17 protein-coding genes are annotated in these 19103 nt (G+C 70.9%); 10 read left to right on the top strand and 7 right to left on the bottom strand.

Features of this window, described 5'->3' with window-relative positions; genetic code table 11:
• Positions 1 to 76: 76 nt before the first annotated feature.
• The gene (locus DRB89_RS25740) at positions 77 to 1882 is read right to left on the bottom strand and encodes a glycoside hydrolase family 15 protein (RefSeq protein WP_112449017.1); all 1806 of its coding nucleotides are present in this window, start codon (positions 1880 to 1882) and stop codon (positions 77 to 79) included.
• Positions 1883 to 2376: 494 nt separating this feature from the next.
• Between DRB89_RS25740 and DRB89_RS25735 the strand changes: the two genes are divergently transcribed.
• From DRB89_RS25735 to DRB89_RS25710, 6 genes are all read left to right on the top strand, one after another.
• Positions 2377 to 4026, top strand: a complete 1650-nt coding sequence (locus DRB89_RS25735; RefSeq protein WP_112449018.1) for a CTP synthase — start codon at positions 2377 to 2379, stop codon at positions 4024 to 4026.
• A gap of 98 nt (positions 4027 to 4124) precedes the next feature.
• The gene (locus DRB89_RS25730; protein ID WP_112453452.1) at positions 4125 to 4757 is read left to right on the top strand and encodes an NUDIX hydrolase; all 633 of its coding nucleotides are present in this window, start codon (positions 4125 to 4127) and stop codon (positions 4755 to 4757) included.
• A 212-nt stretch (positions 4758 to 4969) separates the two neighbouring features.
• Entirely contained in the window at positions 4970 to 6952 is a 1983-nt protein-coding gene (locus DRB89_RS25725; RefSeq protein ID WP_239516338.1) for a tetratricopeptide repeat protein, read from the top strand.
• A gap of 152 nt (positions 6953 to 7104) precedes the next feature.
• Positions 7105 to 8220: an alanine dehydrogenase gene (gene ald / locus DRB89_RS25720; protein WP_112449020.1), complete on the top strand. Its 1116-nt coding sequence runs from the start codon at positions 7105 to 7107 to the stop codon at positions 8218 to 8220.
• A gap of 367 nt (positions 8221 to 8587) precedes the next feature.
• A complete protein-coding gene (locus DRB89_RS25715; RefSeq protein WP_112449021.1) occupies positions 8588 to 9706 on the top strand; it encodes a ParA family protein in 1119 nt (372 codons plus the stop codon).
• Positions 9691 to 10185 carry a hypothetical protein gene (locus DRB89_RS25710; protein ID WP_204357739.1) on the top strand — a complete coding sequence of 165 codons (495 nt, stop codon included), beginning with the start codon at positions 9691 to 9693 and terminating at the stop codon, positions 10183 to 10185. Before DRB89_RS25715 ends, DRB89_RS25710 begins: the two co-directional genes overlap by 16 nt.
• Before the next feature lie 375 nt (positions 10186 to 10560).
• Here the strand turns inward: DRB89_RS25710 and DRB89_RS44925 are convergent, their stop codons facing one another.
• From DRB89_RS44925 to DRB89_RS43145, 4 genes are all read right to left on the bottom strand, one after another.
• Entirely contained in the window at positions 10561 to 10920 is a 360-nt protein-coding gene (locus tag DRB89_RS44925; RefSeq protein WP_239516858.1) for a hypothetical protein, read from the bottom strand.
• Positions 10917 to 11384 (bottom strand): hypothetical protein, encoded by a 468-nt coding sequence (locus DRB89_RS25700; RefSeq protein ID WP_112450691.1) that lies wholly within the window; start codon positions 11382 to 11384, stop codon positions 10917 to 10919. The genes DRB89_RS44925 and DRB89_RS25700 overlap by 4 nt, the downstream gene beginning before the upstream one ends.
• 116 nt (positions 11385 to 11500) lie before the next feature.
• A complete protein-coding gene (locus tag DRB89_RS25695; RefSeq protein WP_112450690.1) occupies positions 11501 to 11710 on the bottom strand; it encodes a hypothetical protein in 210 nt (69 codons plus the stop codon).
• On the bottom strand, positions 11703 to 11867 hold the full coding sequence (locus DRB89_RS43145) for a hypothetical protein (protein ID WP_162688723.1): 165 nt from the start codon (positions 11865 to 11867) through the stop codon (positions 11703 to 11705). Before DRB89_RS43145 ends, DRB89_RS25695 begins: the two co-directional genes overlap by 8 nt.
• 117 nt (positions 11868 to 11984) lie before the next feature.
• Here DRB89_RS43145 and DRB89_RS25690 point away from each other — a divergent pair, with 117 nt between their 5' ends.
• Both DRB89_RS25690 and DRB89_RS25685 read left to right on the top strand, forming a co-directional pair.
• Complete coding sequence (locus tag DRB89_RS25690) at positions 11985 to 13100, top strand: helix-turn-helix domain-containing protein (protein WP_112450689.1); 1116 nt, start codon at positions 11985 to 11987, stop codon at positions 13098 to 13100.
• A gap of 14 nt (positions 13101 to 13114) precedes the next feature.
• Positions 13115 to 13693: an HD domain-containing protein gene (locus DRB89_RS25685; RefSeq protein ID WP_112450688.1), complete on the top strand. Its 579-nt coding sequence runs from the start codon at positions 13115 to 13117 to the stop codon at positions 13691 to 13693.
• A 555-nt stretch (positions 13694 to 14248) separates the two neighbouring features.
• On the opposite strand, the gene sph is transcribed toward DRB89_RS25685, so the two are convergent.
• Entirely contained in the window at positions 14249 to 15241 is a 993-nt protein-coding gene (gene sph / locus DRB89_RS25675; RefSeq protein ID WP_112450686.1) for a sphingomyelin phosphodiesterase, read from the bottom strand.
• A 227-nt stretch (positions 15242 to 15468) separates the two neighbouring features.
• Here sph and DRB89_RS25670 point away from each other — a divergent pair, with 227 nt between their 5' ends.
• Positions 15469 to 16350, top strand: coding sequence for an oxygenase MpaB family protein (locus DRB89_RS25670; RefSeq protein WP_112450685.1), 882 nt, complete (start codon positions 15469 to 15471; stop codon positions 16348 to 16350).
• A gap of 36 nt (positions 16351 to 16386) precedes the next feature.
• Here DRB89_RS25670 and DRB89_RS25665 read toward each other — a convergent pair whose 3' ends face one another.
• Positions 16387 to 17931 carry a M1 family metallopeptidase gene (locus DRB89_RS25665; RefSeq protein ID WP_112450684.1) on the bottom strand — a complete coding sequence of 515 codons (1545 nt, stop codon included), beginning with the start codon at positions 17929 to 17931 and terminating at the stop codon, positions 16387 to 16389.
• Between the two features lie 215 nt (positions 17932 to 18146).
• Between DRB89_RS25665 and DRB89_RS25660 the strand changes: the two genes are divergently transcribed.
• The gene (locus tag DRB89_RS25660) at positions 18147 to 19010 is read left to right on the top strand and encodes a hypothetical protein (protein WP_112450683.1); all 864 of its coding nucleotides are present in this window, start codon (positions 18147 to 18149) and stop codon (positions 19008 to 19010) included.
• Positions 19011 to 19103: the final 93 nt, after the last annotated feature.

Genomic DNA, 19103 nt, shown 5'->3' with positions numbered 1-19103 from the left:
GGCCGCGGGAGGCCCCCGGGACGGCCGCCGAGGGCCGGCGCCGAGGGGAGCGGCCCCCGGGCACCGGCCGGGCCCGTCAGCCCCCGTACGCCCCGCTCGCCGTCAGCCGCAGGGCCGTGTCGATCAGGGGGACGTGGCTGAAGGCCTGCGGGAAGTTGCCGACCTGCCGCTGGAGCTTCGGATCCCATTCCTCCGCCAGGAGGCCCAGGTCGTTGCGGAGCGACAGCAGCTTCTCGAAGAGGCGGCGGGCCTCGTCGACCCGGCCGATCATCGCGAGGTCGTCCGCCATCCAGAACGAGCAGGCGAGGAAGGCCCCCTCGTCGCCCTCCAGGCCGTCCACGCCCGCCTCCTCGCCGGCCGTCGGGTAGCGCAGGATGAAGCCGTCCGGGGTCGACAGCTCGCGCTGGATCGCCTCGATCGTGCCGATCACCCGCTTGTCGTCCGGCGGCAGGAAGCCCATCTGCGGGATCAGCAGCAGGGAGGCGTCCAGCTCCTTCGACCCGTAGGACTGCGTGAAGGTGTTGCGCTCCTTGTCGTACCCCTTCTCGCACACGTCCTGGTGGATCTCGTCGCGCAGCTCCCGCCACCGCTCCAGCGGGCCGTCCGCGTCACCGCTCTCGATCAGCTTGATCGTGCGGTCCACCGCCACCCACGCCATCACCTTCGAGTGCACGAAGTGCCGGCGCGGGCCGCGCACCTCCCAGATGCCCTCGTCGGGCTGGTCCCAGTGGGTCTCCAGGTAGCGGATCAGCTTGAGCTGGAGCAGCGAGGCGTAGTCGTTGCGGGCCAGGCCCGTCATGTGGCCCAGGTGCAGGGCCTCGGTGACCTCGCCGTACACGTCGAGCTGCAGCTGCCCGGCGGCGCCGTTGCCGACCCGGACCGGGCGCGAGTTCTCGTACCCGGGGAGCCAGTCCAGCTCGGTCTCGCCGAGCTCCCGCTCGCCCGCGATCCCGTACATGATCTGCAGGTTCTCCGGGTCGCCGGCCACCGCGCGCAGCAGCCAGTCCCGCCAGGCGGAGGCCTCGTCGCGGTAGCCGGTGCGCAGCAGCGAGGACAGGGTGATGGCGGCGTCGCGCAGCCACGTGTAGCGGTAGTCCCAGTTGCGGACGCCGCCGATCTCCTCCGGGAGGGAGGTGGTCGGCGCGGCGACGATCCCGCCCGTGGGGGCGTACGTGAGCGCCTTGAGGGTGATCAGCGAGCGGATCACCGCCTCCCGGTAGGGGCCGTGGTACGTGCACTGCTCGACCCAGTCGTGCCAGAACTCCGTGGTGGAGGCCAGCGCCGCCTCGGCGTCGGGGGTCTCCGGGGCGCCCCGGTGCGAGGGCTGCCAGCTGATGCTGAAGGTCATCCTGTCGCCCGGTCCGACGGTGAAGTCGGAGTAGGTCGTCAGGTCCTTGCCGTACGTCTGGGCCTCACTGTCCAGCCAGACCGAGTCGGGGCCGGCCACGGCCACCGTCCGCCCGTCGACCTTGTGGACCCAGGGCACGACCCGCCCGTAGCTGAAGCGCATGCGCAGGGCCGAGCGCATCGGGACGCGACCGCTGACCCCTTCCACGATGCGGATCAGCTGCGGTGCGTGGTCCTCGCGGGGAGGCATGAAGTCGATGACGCGGACGGTGCCGCGCGTGGTGTCCCATTCCGATTCCAGCACCAGCGAGTCGCCCCGGTAGCGGCGCCGGGTGGCGCGGGGGGCTTCCGTGCCCGCCGCGAACGACGGGCCGATCCGCCAGAAACCGTGATCTTCGGTGCCGAGGATGCTCGCGAACACGGCATGGGAGTCGAAACGGGGCAGACAGAGCCAGTCCACCGCCCCGTCCCGGCAGACCAACGCCGCCGTCTGCATGTCCCCGATCAGTGCGTAATCCTCGATGCGCCCTGACACGTTGCATCTCCAGTCGAACGGCCACGTCCGCCCCGTGGGGCGCTTGCATTGCGCGGTTGAGCGATCACCCGTGGGTGGGGATCTCGCGTCGAGCCCATGATTCCGCATACGACTCGGGTAGGCCGGATGACGGACTGCCCGGGAGCGCGGAATTCGCAATATCCGAGCAGGATATGTCGGCACCCTAGTGAGCTCCCCAAGTCTGCGAAGAATGTGGCTCGACCAATCGGGTGAGCAGCCGATACGTCGTCGTCACGCTCCGCCCCGCGACGTCGCGGGGCGTGGCCGGAGGCGGACCGGCCCGGGCGCTGATAGGCTGGTACCCCGTGGACCGGTGGTCTGCCTGTGCGAATCAGGAGCCCCGAAACCGCAGCTTCGGCGCCCCCTGAGACCCTTCCGGATCGACGGAGGCCGGCGCCGGACGCACCTCACTTCGCGACCACGGGAGCCCCCTCTTGGCGACGCCGCCCGCTGCTTTTCGAAACAGCACAGCCATGACGACCAAGCACATCTTCGTCACCGGGGGTGTCGCTTCCTCGCTCGGCAAGGGCCTGACGGCCTCGAGCCTGGGTGCGCTGCTGAAGGCCCGGGGCCTGCGCGTCACGATGCAGAAGCTCGACCCGTACCTGAACGTCGACCCCGGCACGATGAACCCGTTCCAGCACGGTGAGGTGTTCGTCACCAACGACGGCGCCGAGACCGACCTGGACATCGGCCACTACGAGCGCTTCCTCGACGTCGACCTCGACGGCTCGGCCAACGTCACCACCGGCCAGGTCTACTCGCAGGTCATCGCCAAGGAGCGGCGAGGCGAGTACCTCGGTGACACCGTGCAGGTCATCCCGCACATCACCAACGAGATCAAGCACCGCATCCGCCGCATGGCCACCGCGGACGTGGACGTGGTCATCACCGAGGTCGGCGGCACCGTCGGCGACATCGAGTCGCTGCCGTTCCTGGAGACGGTCCGCCAGGTCCGCCACGAGGTCGGCCGCGACAACGTCTTCGTCGTGCACATCTCGCTGCTGCCCTACATCGGCCCCTCCGGCGAGCTGAAGACCAAGCCGACCCAGCACTCGGTCGCGGCCCTGCGAGCCATCGGCATCCAGCCCGACGCGATCGTGCTGCGCGCCGACCGCGAGGTCCCGACCTCGATCAAGCGCAAGATCTCGCTGATGTGCGACGTCGACGAGGCCGCCGTGGTGGCCGCGATCGACGCCAAGTCGATCTACGACATCCCCAAGGTCCTGCACACCGAGGGCCTGGACGCGTACGTCGTGCGCAAGCTCGACCTGCCGTTCCGCGACGTCAACTGGACGGTGTGGGAGGACCTGCTGGACCGGGTCCACAACCCCGACCACGAGGTCAAGGTCGCGCTCGTCGGCAAGTACATCGACCTGCCCGACGCCTACCTGTCGGTGACCGAGGCGCTGCGCGCCGGCGGGTTCGCCAACAAGGCCCGCGTCGAGATCAAGTGGGTCACCTCCGACGACTGCAAGACCCCGGCCGGCGCCGCCGCGCAGCTGGCCGACGTGGACGCGATCTGCGTTCCCGGCGGCTTCGGCGACCGCGGTGTCAACGGCAAGGTCGGCGCGATCACCTACGCCCGCGAGAACAAGATCCCGCTGCTCGGCCTGTGCCTGGGCCTGCAGTGCGTGGTCATCGAGGCCGCGCGCAACCTGGCGGGCATCGAGGACGCGAACTCCACCGAGTTCGACGCCTCCACCCCCAACCCGGTGATCTCCACGATGGAGGAGCAGCTGGCCTTCGTCGAGGGCGCGGGCGACCTGGGCGGCACCATGCGCCTGGGCATGTACCCGGCGAAGCTCGCCGAGGGCTCCATCGTGCGCGAGGTCTACGGCGACCAGGCGTACGTGGACGAGCGCCACCGCCACCGCTACGAGGTCAACAACGCCTACCGCGGTGAGCTGGAGAAGAAGGCCGGTCTGGTCTTCTCCGGCACCTCCCCGGACAACAAGCTGGTCGAGTACGTCGAGTACCCGCGCGAGGTGCACCCCTACCTGGTGGCCACCCAGGCCCACCCGGAGCTGCGCTCGCGCCCGACGCGCCCGCACCCGCTGTTCGCCGGTCTGGTCAAGGCCGCGGTCGCGCGCCAGCAGGCCGCCAAGGCCGCGCAACAGTAGTCGTACGCGGTCGGTGACGCCGACCGCCTAACGTAGGCAGCCGGGGCGCGCATCGTGCCCCGGCTGTCGCGTTTCTGGGGAAGGTACCGGCCATGGCCATGGGCAACGACATCGAGGACACTCCGGAATCGTGGGAGATCGTCGCCTCGCGGACCCCGTTCGAGGGCGCGAAGACTTCGGTCAAGTCGGACCAGGTCCGGATGCCCGACCGGGCGGTGGTGCGCCGCGACTACCAGGCGCACCCGGGCTCGGTGTGCGTCCTCGCCCTCGACGAGGAGCAGCGCGTGCTGGTCCTGAAGCAGTTCCGGCACCCGGTGCGCCACCGCCTGTGGGAACTGCCGGCCGGGCTGCTGGACGTGGCGGGGGAGAACCCGCTGCGCGCGGCCCAGCGCGAGCTGTACGAGGAGGCGCACGTCAAGGCCGGGGACTGGCGGGTGCTGGCCGACTTCTTCAGCTCGCCCGGCGGCTCGGACGAGGCGGTACGGATCTTCCTGGCGCGCGACCTGTCGGAGGCCGAGGGCGAGCGGTACGAGGTCTCCGAGGAGGAGTCGGACATGGAGATCGACCGGATCCCCCTCGCCGACCTGGTACGCGGCGTCCTGGCCGGCCGGCTGGGCAACCCGGGGCTGGTCACGGGGGTACTGGCGCTCTCCGCGGCCCTCGCCTCCGACGGCGTGGAGTCGCTGCGCCCGGCGCTGGCCCCCTGGCCGGCCCGCCCCTACACCGCCTAGTACCGCCCCTACACCGCCTAGTACCGCCCCTACACCGCCTAGTACCGCCCCTACACCGCTGCGGCCCGGTCCGGTCCCTGGCAGGGCCGGATGGAGCTGTGGTGTGACCATCCGCTGATCCGATCGGGCGATTTGTCCGCCGCGCTCCACCCTGCCCGTCGCTCTGCGTGAACTACGCTCGCAAATCCGAAGGCAGCGAGAGGAGCGGATCCGTGGCGGATTTCGTCGGGCGGCGGCGTGAGCTCAAGGAGCTGCGCGAGGACATCGCGCGGACCGGGCTCGACACCCTCTCCGGCCGCAAGGCCAAGGCGCCGCGAGCCAGGGTGCTGCTCGTCGCCGGGCGGCCGGGCTCGGGCCGGACCGCCCTCGCCGAGGCGCTGGTGCGCGAGATCGAGAGCGACTACCCGGACGGCGTGCTGAAGGTCCGGCTCACCTCCCCCACCGGGGAGGCCGTCCCGACCGAGCGGGCCGTGCGCACCCTCCTGGAGGCGCTCGGCCGGCCCACCCCGCCCGGCGCCGCCGAGGACGAGCTCAGTTCCGCGCTGCGCGAGGCCCTCGCCGGGCGGCGGGCCGTCCTGCTCGTCGACGACGCGCAGGATCCCCACCAGGTCGACGCCCTCCTGCCCGACACCCCCGAGTGCCTGGTCGTCGTCACCGCCGAGGGTCCGCTGACCGGGATTCCGGATGTCCGGCCCTGCACCCTCGGCGGGCTCGACACCCCCTCGGCCGTCCGCATGCTCGTCCACCGGATCGGCGACATCCGCGTCGCCAACGACCCCCGCGCCGCCGAAGCCCTCGCCGAGGAGTGCGGCGGCCAGCCCGCCGCGCTGAGCCTGGCGGGCGGCTGGCTCGCGGCCCGGCCCAAGGCCTCCGTCTCCGATGTGGCCAAACAGCTCCACGACATGCCCGCCGGCACCAGCGGCCCCCTCGCGCGCACCTTCCGGCTCGTCTACGAGTCCCTCCCGCAGACCGCCCAGCGCACCCTGCGGCTGCTTCCGCTTGCCCCGGCCGGGCTCGTCGACTCGCACACCGCCTCCGCGCTCGCCGGCTGCTCCGTGGCCGCCGCCCAGTCGATCCTGGAGGACTTCGCCGCGCTGGGCCTGCTGCGGACCGCCCCCGACGGGCTCTTCCTGCTCCCCGGCTGCCTCACGCCCCTGCTCCAGGCCCTGCTCCAGGCCAAGGAGCGCCCCGCCGAGGTCCAGCTGGCACGGGCCCGGATGCTGGAGCGCAACGTACGGCTGCTGCTCTCCTGCCGGGCCATGGCGGAGGAGTCCGCCGACTGGGCCGTCGGCCCCGTCGGCGGACCGGAGAAGCTGGACGGCCTGCCGCGCGCCCTGCGCTTCGCCGACCGAAGGTCCGCGGCCACCTGGCTGGACACCCGGCTGCCCGCGCTGTCCGCCGCGGCCACCCTGGCCGTCGCGGACGGGGAGCTGGACACCCTGGCCCGCCGCTTCGTCGCGGCCCTCGCCGGGGCCCTCTCCGACCACCGGGGCACCGCCGGGGCCGCCCCCGAGCTGTACGGGCTGCACCGGCTCGTCCTGGACGTGGCCGAGAGGCGCGATCTGCACCGGGAACAGGCGGCCGCGCTGCTGAACCTCGCCGATCTGGACGCCGAGACCGGCCGCACCCAGGAGGCGCTGGGGCGCTACCGGGCCGCGCTGGACGCCGGAAGGGCGGCGAACGACCCGTACGCGGCGGGCCGCGCGATGGAATCCGTAGGCGGCGCGTACCAGGAGCTCGCGGACTGGCACCGGGCCTCCGACTGGTTCGGCAGGGCCCTGTCCCACGCCCTCGCGCGCGGCGAGCGGACGGACGAGGCGCGGCTGTACGGGCGGCTCGGGAACGTGCACACCTATGCCGGCCGGTACGGGGACGCGCTGCGCAGCTGGCGGGCGGCCTCGGCCGGCTACCGGAGGCTGGCCGATGTCCCCGGCCAGGCAAAGGCGTTGAGCGAGATGGCACGGATCCAGGAGTACGCGGGCCGGCCCGAGGAATCGCTGCACACCTGCCGGGAGGCGGTGGAGATCGCCCGCAGGGCCGGAGACCTGCGGCTCCAGGCCGCGCTGCAGGTGCGCCTGGCGGACACGCTCGACCGGCTCGGCGACCCCGCGGCCGCGCGGCTGCACAGGTCCGCGGCAGACAGATTGCTGGGAGATGACCCCGCAGCCTGCGAAATCCGTAGTGGTTCCGACTGAGATTGTTTGTTTGCAAGGCTAGACAGCGGCTCGTCCTTCATTAGACTGGGTTCACCAGGGCATCCCCTGGGGCATCCCGTTGTGTGTTCTTGTAAACGGGTTTGTATGGAAGTACCCCGAAACATTCCCTGAGCCAAGGACCGTGAGTGACGATGAAGGTCGGCATCCCCCGCGAGGTCAAGAACAACGAGTTCCGGGTCGCCATCACGCCTGCCGGCGTGCATGAGCTGGTCCGCAACGGCCACCAGGTCTTCATCGAGCAGAACGCCGGTGTGGGCTCCTCGATCACGGACGCGGAGTACGTCTCCGCCGGCGCCGAGATCCTGGGCACCGCCGACGAGGTCTGGGCGACCGCCGACCTGCTGCTGAAGGTCAAGGAGCCCATCGCGGAGGAGTACCACCGCCTCCGCAAGGACCAGACGCTCTTCACCTACCTGCACCTCGCGGCCTCCCGCGAGTGCACGGACGCGCTGCTGGAGTCCGGCACCACCGCCATCGCGTACGAGACGGTCGAGCTGGCCAACCGCGCCCTCCCGCTGCTCGCCCCGATGTCCGAGGTCGCGGGCCGCCTGGCCCCGCAGGTCGGCGCCTACCACCTGATGCGCTCGGTCGGCGGCCGCGGCGTGCTCCCGGGCGGCGTCCCCGGCACCCACGCCGGCGAGTGCGTCGTCATCGGTGGCGGTGTCTCCGGCTGGAACGCCGTGCAGATCGCCGTCGGCATGGGCTTCCACGTGACCCTGCTGGACCGCGACATCAACAAGCTCCGCGAGGCCGACAAGATCTTCGGCACGAAGATCAAGACGATCGTCTCCAACGCCTACGAGCTGGAGAAGGCCGTCATCGAGGCCGACCTCGTCGTCGGCGCGGTGCTGATCCCGGGTGCGAAGGCCCCGAAGCTGGTCACCAACGAGCTCGTCGCCAAGATGAAGCCCGGAAGTGTCCTTGTCGACATTGCGATCGACCAGGGCGGCTGCTTCGAGGACTCCCGTCCGACCACTCACGCCGAGCCGACCTTCCAGGTCCACAACTCGGTCTTCTACTGCGTCGCCAACATGCCGGGCGCGGTGCCGAACACCTCCACCTACGCGCTGACCAACGCCACGCTGCCCTACATCGTGCAGCTCGCGAACCTCGGCTGGGTCGAGGCGCTGCGTCGTGACCCGGCGCTCGGTCTGGGCCTCAACACCCATGACGGGCAGGTCGTTTACGGTCCCGTCGCCGAGGCTCACGGCCTCGAGACCCTCGAGCTGAGCACGCTGCTCGGCTGATTCGTCAACGACTGACGTCAATCTCACGTATCCGGCCGGACCTTGCCCGCAAGGTCCGGCCGGACGCGTTTGCGGGGTGCCCGGCGGGGCCGCTCAACCCGCCTCGAACGTAACCCTTTAACCCTTTCGCACACCCGCGAAACTTCCCGGCGACAGCTCGGACGCCCTTGACAGAGAGGTGTTCGGTTGCCGACACATCGTGCCGGGTCCGACGGATTGTGTTGCCGCTGGGCGGTGACACGCCATAGAGTCGCCAACCGTCGGCATGGTCCACGCTGACCTATCGATAAGTGTCCTGGTCACGTCCGAGGAGGTAAGACGACTTGTGAATGAGTCGACATTTGCTCCTGGGGGTGGTCGAGCAGGAGTGCCTGCGCGGGGTCAAAGCCCTGCCGGAATCGAAGCGGTCGGCTCCGTCGCAGTCCGCACCTTCGCAAACCACCAGCACAGGACGACGCCCCGAAAGAGCATGGACGGCCTAGACGTGAACTCCAGGGCCGGCGACCCGAGCGGCGACAAGCCCGTGGGTCTCGCCGACTACGACCAGGTGCCCGAGGGGCACTTCTACGACCCCGACGCGGAGTACGAGCCCGACCCCGAGTACGCGGCCACTCTCGCCCCCGACGCTGCCCGCCAGCGCCGTGAGCGGATCGGTCCGACCGGACGGCCGCTGCCGTACTTCCCGATCCCGGGTCCGCTGACCGACCACGGTCCGGCGAAGATCATCGCGATGTGCAACCAGAAGGGCGGCGTGGGCAAGACCACGTCGACCATCAACCTGGGTGCCGCGCTCGCCGAGTACGGACGCCGCGTGCTGCTCGTCGACTTCGACCCGCAGGGCGCACTGTCCGTGGGTCTCGGCGTGAACCCGATGGAACTCGACCTGACGGTCTACAACCTGCTCATGGAGCGGGGCATGTCGGCGGACGAGGTGCTGCTCAAGACGGCGGTCCCCAACATGGACCTGCTGCCGAGCAACATCGACCTGTCCGCCGCCGAAGTGCAGTTGGTCAGCGAGGTGGCCCGCGAGTCGACCCTGCAGAGGGCCCTGAAGCCCCTGATGGCCGACTACGACTACATCGTGATCGACTGTCAGCCCTCGCTCGGCCTGCTGACCGTGAACGCCCTGACGGCGGCTCACAAGGTCATCGTGCCGCTGGAGTGCGAGTTCTTCGCGCTGCGCGGTGTGGCGCTGCTGACCGAGACCATCGAGAAGGTGCAGGAGCGGCTCAACCCGGAGCTGGAGCTCGACGGCATCCTCGCCACGATGTACGACTCCCGCACGGTGCACAGCCGCGAGGTCCTGGCGCGCGTCGTCGAGGCGTTCGACGACCACGTCTACCACACGGTCATCGGCCGCACGGTGCGGTTCCCGGAGACCACGGTCGCCGGCGAGCCGATCACCACGTACGCCTCCAACTCCGTCGGTGCCGCCGCCTATCGCCAGCTGGCCAGGGAGGTGCTCGCCCGGTGTCCCGCCGAGTGAGTCTGCCCGGAGCCGACGAACTGTTCCGTACGACCGGGGGGATGGCGCTGACGTCGGCGTCCAAGGTCTCCCCGTCGCGGGGCGTGGAGCACGCGACAGCGGCATCGGAGGGTACGGCGGGAGAGGGCCGCAGCCGGGAGGCTGAGGCCGGCACGGAACCGGGCGTGGGCGCGCAGCGGCGGTCGCAGGAAGGTTCCGGTGGCGCCGTCCCGGCCCCGGCCCCCGGTCGGGGCAAGGGGCAGGGCCGCGGTGCGAACCGGCGGCCCAGCGGGCGCGAGCGGCACGACGAGAAGATCACGGTCTACGTCTCCGCCGAGGAGCTCATGGACCTGGAACACGCGCGGCTGGTGCTGCGCGGGGAGCACGGCCTGGCGGTCGACCGCGGCCGGATCGTCCGCGAGGCGGTCGCCGTGGTCCTGGCGGACCTGGAGTCCCGCGGCGACGCGAGCATCCTGGTACGCCGCCTGCGGGGCCGCTGACCCACCCCGCGCGGGGTCGCGGGGCCGGAGCTCCGGCCCGCGGACCGGCGGCCCGCCGCCGGACCCGTGACGGGCCCGGACGCACTCGGGTCCCGACCGGGGCGGGTCCCGGCGCCGCCGGAGCGGCGGCACGTGGGAGCCTTGGCCGTGGCCCGACCGGCCGCTCCCTCCGTACCACCCTGGACCGCGATGCCCCCTCCAGCCGAACCCGGCCTCCCCCCGACTCCGACCGGGGGCGCCCCCGGGTCCCGTCGCCGGCTGGGCCGGGGCCCGGGCCGCCTGTGGGGACTGTTAGGGGGGGCAGGTCGAAACGGCCCGGCCCGCGGCCCACGCGCGTGGCCGCGACGGACTGTGCATCCCGGGCGCCGAGGCCAGTTATGCGGCCCGCGTCGATCGGTTCCCCCCGCTCGGCATGTACAAGCTCAACGGAAGGACTTGGAAAATGACCATGGACTCGGGCAGGCACGGCACCCCGGGCGGCCCGCGGCTCCCGCCGGGGGTGCCGTGCCTGCCAGAGTCCATGGTCATCTTCAAAGTCCTTCCGTTGAGCTTGTAGATGCCGAGCGGGGGGAACAGATCGACGCGGGCCGCATAGCCGGCCTCGGCGCACGGGATGCACAGTAGGTCGCGGCCATGGGCGTGGGCGGCGGTACGGGCCGTTTCGACCGGCTCCCGCCAACAGGCCTCACAGGTGGTGACGTCCGTTGCGGACGTGGGGAACTTCGCCGTGATCACGCCCACATGTCTTTCTCCTCGGCGAAGCCGGCCCGACGGATCGCGTCGACCGTCCGCTGCAACCAGCCGGGCGCGATCGGCGCGGAGCCGGAGACAGCCGGATAATGGTGCACGAAGACACCGAGGCGTGCGCCCACGGCGTGGTGGATCTCGGTTTTCTCGAGGAGCGCGTGGAATCCCTTGTCGATGATCGCGGAGGGTGCGAGGCGCTCGTCGCTCTCGCCGGCCGCGACAACGAACTTGAGGGTCTCGACGATGACCTGCTGGGCGTACACCCGGTCGAAGTTCAGCTCGTTGCGCGCGAGCGTCGCGGTGACGGTCATGAACTCGTCGGCGTCGAGGAGGCTGCGGGCGTTGCGTTCGCCGGGCGCAGCGGTGAGCACGTTGCCGGTGACGGCGGGCGGCGGTGTCTCGCTCTTGCCGACGCTGCACGGAGGCGGCGGGGTCGGGGTCGGACTGGACATGCGTCTCCCTTGGTCGTGTGCAGGAAGGTACGGTGTGGTCTAGCGTGTGCCGACGACGATCACGGCGAGGAACCCGAGTGAGACCGCCACGAACAGAAGTTGGCCGCGCCAGTCGCTCATGACGTGGCCTCGATGTTCGATACGGCCGCGGTGTGCTCGCGGCCGGACGGCATGCGGATGTAGGCGATCGGCGCGTACTGGGGATCTCCGCAAACGCGGCGGACCTCCTCACGGACGACGGCCATCAGCTCGCCCTCAGTTCCCGAGGCCACATCGCGGACCCGTTGCCGGAGCAGGGGATGCGGCAGGTACTCGGGCTCATGCATCGGACTCGCCCTCGCTCATCGAGGCGGTGAACTGCTCCCAGCCAACCGCCGCGCGATCGAGCAGATCGGCACTGGGTAGATGCACCGTCGCGGTGCCGGCCGCCGGGTAGTCCGGGGTGTCGATGCACAGGGGATGGTGCGGGTGCGGGCTGGACACGGGGTCACTCCCTCCGTCGTCAGCGGGTAGTAGGGCGAGCCTAGGTATCCCGCCATCGGGCATGAAGTGACCCGGAGTACGGGTAGTTTGGGGCAGCATGCTGGCAGAGGAGGCGCGATGAGCGGCGACGGTCAGGCCACCCTGACTCGCAGTCAGGGAACCCCTCAGCGTGGCCGCAGCGGCATAGTGTCCGGCTATCTGTTCCGCGTCATCCGAGAGCAGGTCGGCCACACGCAGGAGACTCTGGCTGAGGCGTTCCTCGTGTCCACCGACACAGTCGCCGGATGGGAATCCGGACGCCGGCCGTTGACGTCTCTGGCTGTTGGCCAGATGCTCGTCCACCGGCACCGACTCATGCGGATGGGCGTCAGCCCTGCGCTACTCCTTGCCCTTGACAAGGCCCTGGAGGCTGACGTCCTCCTGGCGAGCGCGCTCCACGACGACGGGCCCACGAGCGATGGCCCGCTGGGCGCGTGGGTCATGCAGCGCGACCTGATCGAGGTGGTTGTGTGGCCCCTCAACGGCGTGACGCCCGAGCCGATGCGTGCTCTCCGGACTCCGGCCCGACCTCGCCGAGGCCCAGCACCCTCCGGGCCGGAACTCGCCGCAGACGACCGGCGCCGGTTCTTCCGCCGTATGCGGCGCACGGCCGAGGAAGCGCGCGGAGGTCCGTTCCTCCTCCGGCGCCAAGCCCTCTACCTCGCCGGGTACGACGATGCGGCAGACACCACTGACTGGCTCGCTCAGCAGCAGCGGGCCGAGCGCCCCGACGACTGGCTCACCCAGTGGCTCAACGCCCGTTCCGTGGCCGCCGTCGCCGCGCGGCAGGGAGACCGCGACCGCATGACGCACTTCATCACGTCCACCCTGGAGGGCAACGACGCAGGCGAGGCCGCGAACCTGAGCTACTGGGCCTACTGGATCGGCGAATCAGCGCACTTACAGCTGTCCGACGACTTCATCGCCGACCCCATCGCCCCGGCCTGGCACGGCCACAAGCTCCTCCGGCACCTCGTGGCCGGCCTCTCGCCCGAGCAGGGCTTCTTTGACCTGAACATCCACACCCTCTGGGCGCTTCTCGCGGCCCGGCCCAACCTCCTCCGTGCACCGTCCGTGCCAGGACGTGCGCTCCGCGACCGGCTCCCGGTGCTGTTGGATGTCACCGAGCCCTCGACGCGCGCGCGGCGGGAGCTGGAGGGAATCCAGTACGCGATCCGCCTCGCCGAGGCGTGAGAAGGAGAACAGACGTGGTTGACGACCTGTCCGCGGTGGCACGCTTCCTCTACGAGGCGGGCACCCTGAAGAACACGGCCCGCACGGGCTGGTGGATGGCCGGCGTCAAACTGCCCGAGAGCGTCGCCGAGCACTCGTGGCGCACCTCACTGATCGCTTCGATCATCGCGAAGCTGGAGGGTGCCGATCCGGCGCGAGCTGCGTTCCTCGCCGTCTGGCACGATACCCAGGAGACCCGTACTGGGGACGTCAACCACCTCGGGAAGAGGTATTCGACCGCGGCTGACCCCGTGGCGGTAACCGCGGACCAGACGGCGGGGATGCCAGAGCTGCTGGCCACGGTCATTCGGGATCTGGTCACCGAGTACGAGGAGAAGGACTCGGCGGAGGCCATCTGCGCGCGCGATGCCGACAAGCTGGAGTGCATGCTCCAGGGAATCGAGTACAAGGCCCAGGGGTACGAGGCTGCCCAGCGGTGGATCGACAACAGCCGGGCCCGGCTGACGACGGAGACGGGCCAGCGGCTTGCCGAGGAGCTGCTCGGGCAGGGCACGCTCGACTGGCTCCGGGCGGCAATCGGCGAGAAGGCCTGACCCCGGACGCACGAAGGCGCCCCTTCCCGCCCGTAGGCGGAAGAGGGCGTCGTGTTGGATCCGGGGGTGGAGGTGCAGCCGGTCGCGTACCGTGTGCAGCCTCGGCAAGGGAGGCCGGAATGGCTGATCAGCAAGGGCCGGAGTGGACGCGAGGTCTCCTGGCAGTGGGGCTGCTCCTCCTCATCGTTGGGGCATTCACCATGTGGCCGCTGTGCATTGTCGGCTTCCTGATGATCCTTTTCGTGGGGGCGTCCACCGCGAGCCAGCGCCGGGCCAGCGGAAAGCCCCCAGAGACGCTCCTCAGACCCGGAGACCGGCCCTGGCATCGGGAAGCAGACTAGTTCGGCTGCGACCGACACAGTGTCGCCGTCAACCTCGCGCGCACCGAGGCCGTCGGCGGCGACCTAGTATCCGCTTCGTTGCACACCGCACGGACGTCGCGTGCAGCGGCCGCGGTCGCTGCCAGAAGCCACCGCGAGCGCACGGTCGGCTGACCCTCTCCGCCCCCGGGTCGGGTGCCCGCCGGGTCGCGGCGGGCGTCCGTCAGGTCGGGGCTCAGCGGCCGATCACGGGGTAGTGGTCGCTGAGGTTGTCGTAGGTGTAGGACGTGCCCCAGCTGGAGACCGTCCAGGGGGCCGACTGCTCCTTCACCACGTTGTTCTCCCAGTTCGCCGGGCGGGCGTTGCCCTTGCGGTAGAGGACGTAGTCCAGGTCCTCGCGCGGGTCCGTCGGGTAGCGGTACTTCGCGATCGAGTTCAGCGCCGTGTCGAAGGAGTACGCGTGGCCCGTGCGGGTGTCGGACGGCGCCAGGTCGGCGTTGGCCAGCATGGTGGCGAGCTCGGGGGTGCGCGAGTCGACGTTCATGTCGCCCGCCACGATGACCTGCTCGCCCGCCGGGATGTTCTTGCCGTCCAGGAACGCGTCGATGCTGCGGAACTGGCGGGCGCGCATCTCCGCCGCCTCGCCCGCGCCGCAGCCCGGGTCGGTGGACTGGGCGTGGGTGCCGACCACGTGGACCCTGGCGCCGTTCACGTTCAGCACGACGTAGGCGAAGCCCTTGTTGGACCACCAGTCCGCGCCGCAGGCGTCCTTGTAGACGACCTGCTCCTTGCGCAGGATCGGCCACTTGCTGAGGACCGCGACGCCGCCGTCCTCCGGGGTGGTGGAGGAGTAGGCGCCGCCCGTCGCGTCCCAGCCGCTCTTGCTGCGGCCCACGACGGGGGTCTGGTACGGGTACTGCGCGGAGGCGTTGGACTTCAGTGCGTCGGAGGCGCCGTTGTCGAAGGCCTCCTGGAGCACGACCACGTCGTGCCCCTGGAAGAAGGAGGCCTTGGGGATCTCCGCCGCCCGGTGGTCCTGGCCCCAGTTCGGGTACAGGTTCTTGCTCATCAGGAACGCGTTGTACGACAGAACGCTGAGCCGCGGCGCGGCGGCGCTCTCCGCGGCGGTGGCGGCCGGAGCCGTGGTGGCGGCGAGCGCCCCGGCGGCGATCGCCGCGACGACGGCGGCGGCGGCACGGGGGGCCTTGCGGGGCGGGACGTGCGACATGGAGGTCTCCCTCGTTCCTGTGGGGGAAGATCGGCTCCGCCATCCAAGCAGCCACGGTTACTTCGGGGTAACACCCGTGACACGACTTTCTGTCCGGGGCGAGGACATCAGTCGCCGCCGGTCCGCGCGCCCTCGCGAAGCGGCTGGTCACGGCCCCGCCGGACCGGGCCCGTTTCCCGACCGCGGTCATACTGGATGAACGGAGACCGACATCTGGGGGCGTACGCATGACCACGACGACGCGGCCGGCGGCCGAAGGCCGCACCGACCCCGAGCCCCCGCCGCCCGGCGGAGTGCTCTGGACCATCGCCGGAGACGTCCGGGCGCTGCTCATGCTGCCCGCCGCCTTCACCATGCAGGTCGCCCACCCCGCCATCGGGGCCGGCGTCGACGAGCACTCCGTCTTCCGCACCGACCCCTGGGGCCGCGGCGAGCGCTCCCTGCGCTCCGTCCAGCTGTGGGTGTACGGCGGAGCGGACGCCGCGGCCGAGGGGCGCCGGGTGCGCCGGCTGCACAAGGAGATCCAGGGCACCGACACCCGGGGGCGCCGCTACCACTCCCTCGACCCCGCCTGCTACGCCTGGGTGCACGCCACCGGCTTCCCCGTCTACCTCCACGCCGGGCGCTACCTGCTGCGCCGCTTCACCCCCGCCCAGGAGCGGCAGCTCTACCGGGAGTGGCTCCAGGTCGGCCGGATCCTCGGCCTCCACGACCGGGACATGCCGCAGAGCATCGAGGAGTACTGGCCGTACTACCAGCGGATGCTGGCCGAGGAGATCGAGTCCACCAAGGTCGCCCGCGAGCTCCTCGACACCGATGCGCCGCTGCCCCGCCCCGAGGTCGGCCCGAGGGCCGTCCGGATCCTGCTGCGCCTGGCCTGGCCCGTGCTCCGGGCGGCGTTCCTGCACTTCCGGGCCTTCGTCACCGTCGGCTACATGCCGCCCGACGCCCGCGCGGCCATCGGCCTGAATTGGACCCGGTCCCAGGAGCGCCGGCTGCGGCTGTTCAGCGCGGCCGTCCGCGTGCTCGTACCGCTGCTGCCGGAGCGCCTGCGCTACCTCCCGATCGCCCGCGCCGCCCGCGCGCGCCGACGCGCCGGCACCCCCTGAGGGGTACCGGCGCGGCCGCAGGTCAGTGGCCGCAGGTCAGTGGCCCTCGTGGACCGTGTCCGTCGCCGCGATCTTCTTCCAGGACTTCGGCTCGGCCGCGGGCTTGGCGGCCGGGGCCTCCTGGGTGCGTGCGCCCGGGGCCTTGGTCGTCGGCATCGACGGCTTCGGGGCCGCGGTCGGGTTCAGCGCCGCGGCGTCCGGCTTGCCCGGGGTGTAGAGCCAGGTCTCGAAGAGCTGCGCGAGCGGCTTGCCCGAGACCTTCTCGGCGTAGCGGACGAAGTCGCCGACCTTGGCGTTGCCGTAGGCGCGCTCGGTCGGCCAGCCCTTGAGGATTTGGAAGAACTTCTCGTCGCCGATCTGGTTGCGCAGCGCCTGGACGGCGATCGCGCCGCGGTCGTAGACGGCCCCGTGGAACTGGTTCTCCGGACCCGGGTCACCCGGCTTGACCTGCCAGAACGGGTCCTCCGCCGTACGCAGCCCGTACGCCCAGTCGGCGAGCTCCTGCGCGGTGCCCTCGCCCTCCTTCTCCGACCACAGCCACTGGCTGTAGCGGGCGAAGCCCTCGTTGATCCAGATGTCCTTCCAGCCCTCGACGGACACGCTGTCGCCGTACCACTGGTGCGCCAGCTCGTGCACGACCACCGAGACGTTCGAACCGTTGGCGAACTGCCGGGGGCTGTAGAAGGGCCGGGTCTGCGTCTCCAGGGCGAAACCACTGGGCACGTTCGGCACGTAGCCGCCCAGCGCGTTGAAGGGGTACGGGCCGAAGACCCCCTCCAGCCACTCCGCGACCTCGCCGGTCCGCTCCACGCTGGCCCGCGCCGCGCCCGCGTTGTCGCCGAGGTCCCGGCTGTAGGCGTTCAGGATCGGCAGGCCGCTCGACGTCTTGTCGGTGGTGATGTCGAACTTGCCGATCGCCAGGGTGGCGAGGTACGTGGCCTGCGGCTTGTTCGAACGCCAGTTGTACCGGGTCCAGCCCAGGCGCGAACTCTGCGACTGCAGGACGCCGTTGCTGATGGCCTGGGTGCCGTCCGGCACGTTGACGGAGACGTCGAAGGTGGCCTTGTCGAGCGGGTGGTCGTTGCTCGGGAACCACCAGACCGCCGAGTCGGGCTCCTGCGCGGCGATGCCGCCGTCCGGGGTGCGCTGCCAGGCCGACCAGCCGTCGACCTTGAACTCCGAGGGCTTGCCCGCGTACTTGACGACCACGGAGGACTGCTTGCCCCGCTGGAGCGGGGAGGCCGGGGTGACCTCGAGCTCCTGGGTCCCGGACTTGGCGAACTTCGCCTTGACGCCGTTGACCCGGATCTCGCTGACCTCAAGGCCGAAGTCGAGGTTGAAGCGGGACAGGTCCTGCTTGGCGGTGGTCAGCAGGGTGGCGGTGCCCTCCAGCAGGTCCGTCTTGGGCTGGTACTGCAGACGCAGGTCGTAGTGGGAGACCTCGTAGCCCCCGTTGCCGCTGGCCGGGTAATAGGGATCGCCGATACCCGGGGCGCCCGGACCCGAACTCGCCGCCGACGCCGGGATCACCAGCAGGAGGGAAGCGGCGAGCACGCTCGGGGCGATGACTTTGCGGTGCACCTTTGACTCCAATGGGTAGGGGAGTGGCTTCCGTTCGACCGTATTCACCCCTGCCGCCCCACGTCATGTCCATGGCCCCTGCTGTCACACGATCGCCATTCGGCCGTCACAGGGCGTATGCGCACCGCGCGCGCAACGGGGCGCGGCCGGAAGGCGCCTCCCCACTACCGGATCCGCTCTTCTGTGCATACCAAGCAGTCGGTAGCCTGCCCGGCATGACCATTCCCGCGCACGCCGCCCGCCGTTGTTGGCACGGAGCGATCAACCCGCTGCACGCCACCGTCTACTTCTCGCCCGACCTCGGCAAGGAGTTCGCCACCCTGGGGATCACCGATCCCCACGCCGTCAACCTCTCCTCCCGGTCCGCCGCCATGGGCGCGGTCGGCGCCGGCACGGTGACCTCCACCTTCTACAACTACCGCCACGACCTGGTCGCCCGGCACCTGCCCGCAGTCTGGGACACCGCCACCCCCGAGCAGGTCCTCGCGGCCCGGCTGCGGGCCGCCGACGCCACGCTGCGCCGGCTGCTCGGCGCCGAGACCATCGGGTCCCCCGAGATCGCCGAGGCCGCCGAGCTCGCGATGCGCGCGACCGAGGGCTGCACCCGGCACGCCCGCACCCTTTACTCCGCCCACGCGGACCTCCCCGTACCCGAGGAGCCGCACCTCAAGCTCTGGCACGCCACCACCCTCCTGCGCGAGCACCGCGGCGACGGCCACCTCGTCGCCCTGCTCACCGTCGGCCTGGACCCCGTCGAGGCCCTGGTCAGCCACACGGCCACCGGCCACGGCATGACCCCGAAGTACCTCAAGATCATCCGAGGCTGGGACCAGTCGGACCTGGACGCGGCCACCGGCCGGCTGCGCGAGCGCGGCGTCCTCGACGCCGAGGGCGCGCTCACCCCCGCCGGAACGGAGCTGCGCGAGGCGCTGGAGACGGAGACCGACCGCCTGGACGAGGCTCCGTACGAGCACCTCGGCGCGGCCGGACTCGCCCGGCTCGCGGAGATCGGCGGCGGCTTCGCGATCCAGGCCTACGTCGGCGGAGCCTTCCCCGGGGACCTCCTCGGCAAGGCCTGAGACCCCGGACGGACAAGGCTCCCGACGTCCGGCGCCGCCACCTGCCACAATTGGCAGCCTTCCGACGCAGCACGCAGCAGCACCACGTACACG

The organism is Streptomyces sp. ICC4 (assembly GCF_003287915.1).
Classification (GTDB): Bacteria; Actinomycetota; Actinomycetes; order Streptomycetales; family Streptomycetaceae; genus Streptomyces; species Streptomyces tritrimontium.
The sequence above is the reverse complement of the archived record's forward strand: the minus strand, read 5'-3'. Positions and strand labels throughout refer to the sequence as shown.

Coding starts and splice junctions, on each gene's coding strand:
- DRB89_RS25660 (WP_112450683.1), top strand. CDS start 18,147: ATGACCATTCCCGCGCACGCCGCCCGCCGTTGTTGGCACGGAGCGATC.
- DRB89_RS25695 (WP_112450690.1), bottom strand. CDS start 11,710: ATGCATGAGCCCGAGTACCTGCCGCATCCCCTGCTCCGGCAACGGGTC.
- DRB89_RS25735 (WP_112449018.1), top strand. CDS start 2,377: ATGACGACCAAGCACATCTTCGTCACCGGGGGTGTCGCTTCCTCGCTC.
- DRB89_RS25670 (WP_112450685.1), top strand. CDS start 15,469: ATGACCACGACGACGCGGCCGGCGGCCGAAGGCCGCACCGACCCCGAG.
- ald (WP_112449020.1), top strand. CDS start 7,105: ATGAAGGTCGGCATCCCCCGCGAGGTCAAGAACAACGAGTTCCGGGTC.
- sph (WP_112450686.1), bottom strand. CDS start 15,241: ATGTCGCACGTCCCGCCCCGCAAGGCCCCCCGTGCCGCCGCCGCCGTC.
- DRB89_RS25730 (WP_112453452.1), top strand. CDS start 4,125: ATGGGCAACGACATCGAGGACACTCCGGAATCGTGGGAGATCGTCGCC.
- DRB89_RS25700 (WP_112450691.1), bottom strand. CDS start 11,384: ATGTCCAGTCCGACCCCGACCCCGCCGCCTCCGTGCAGCGTCGGCAAG.
- DRB89_RS25690 (WP_112450689.1), top strand. CDS start 11,985: ATGAGCGGCGACGGTCAGGCCACCCTGACTCGCAGTCAGGGAACCCCT.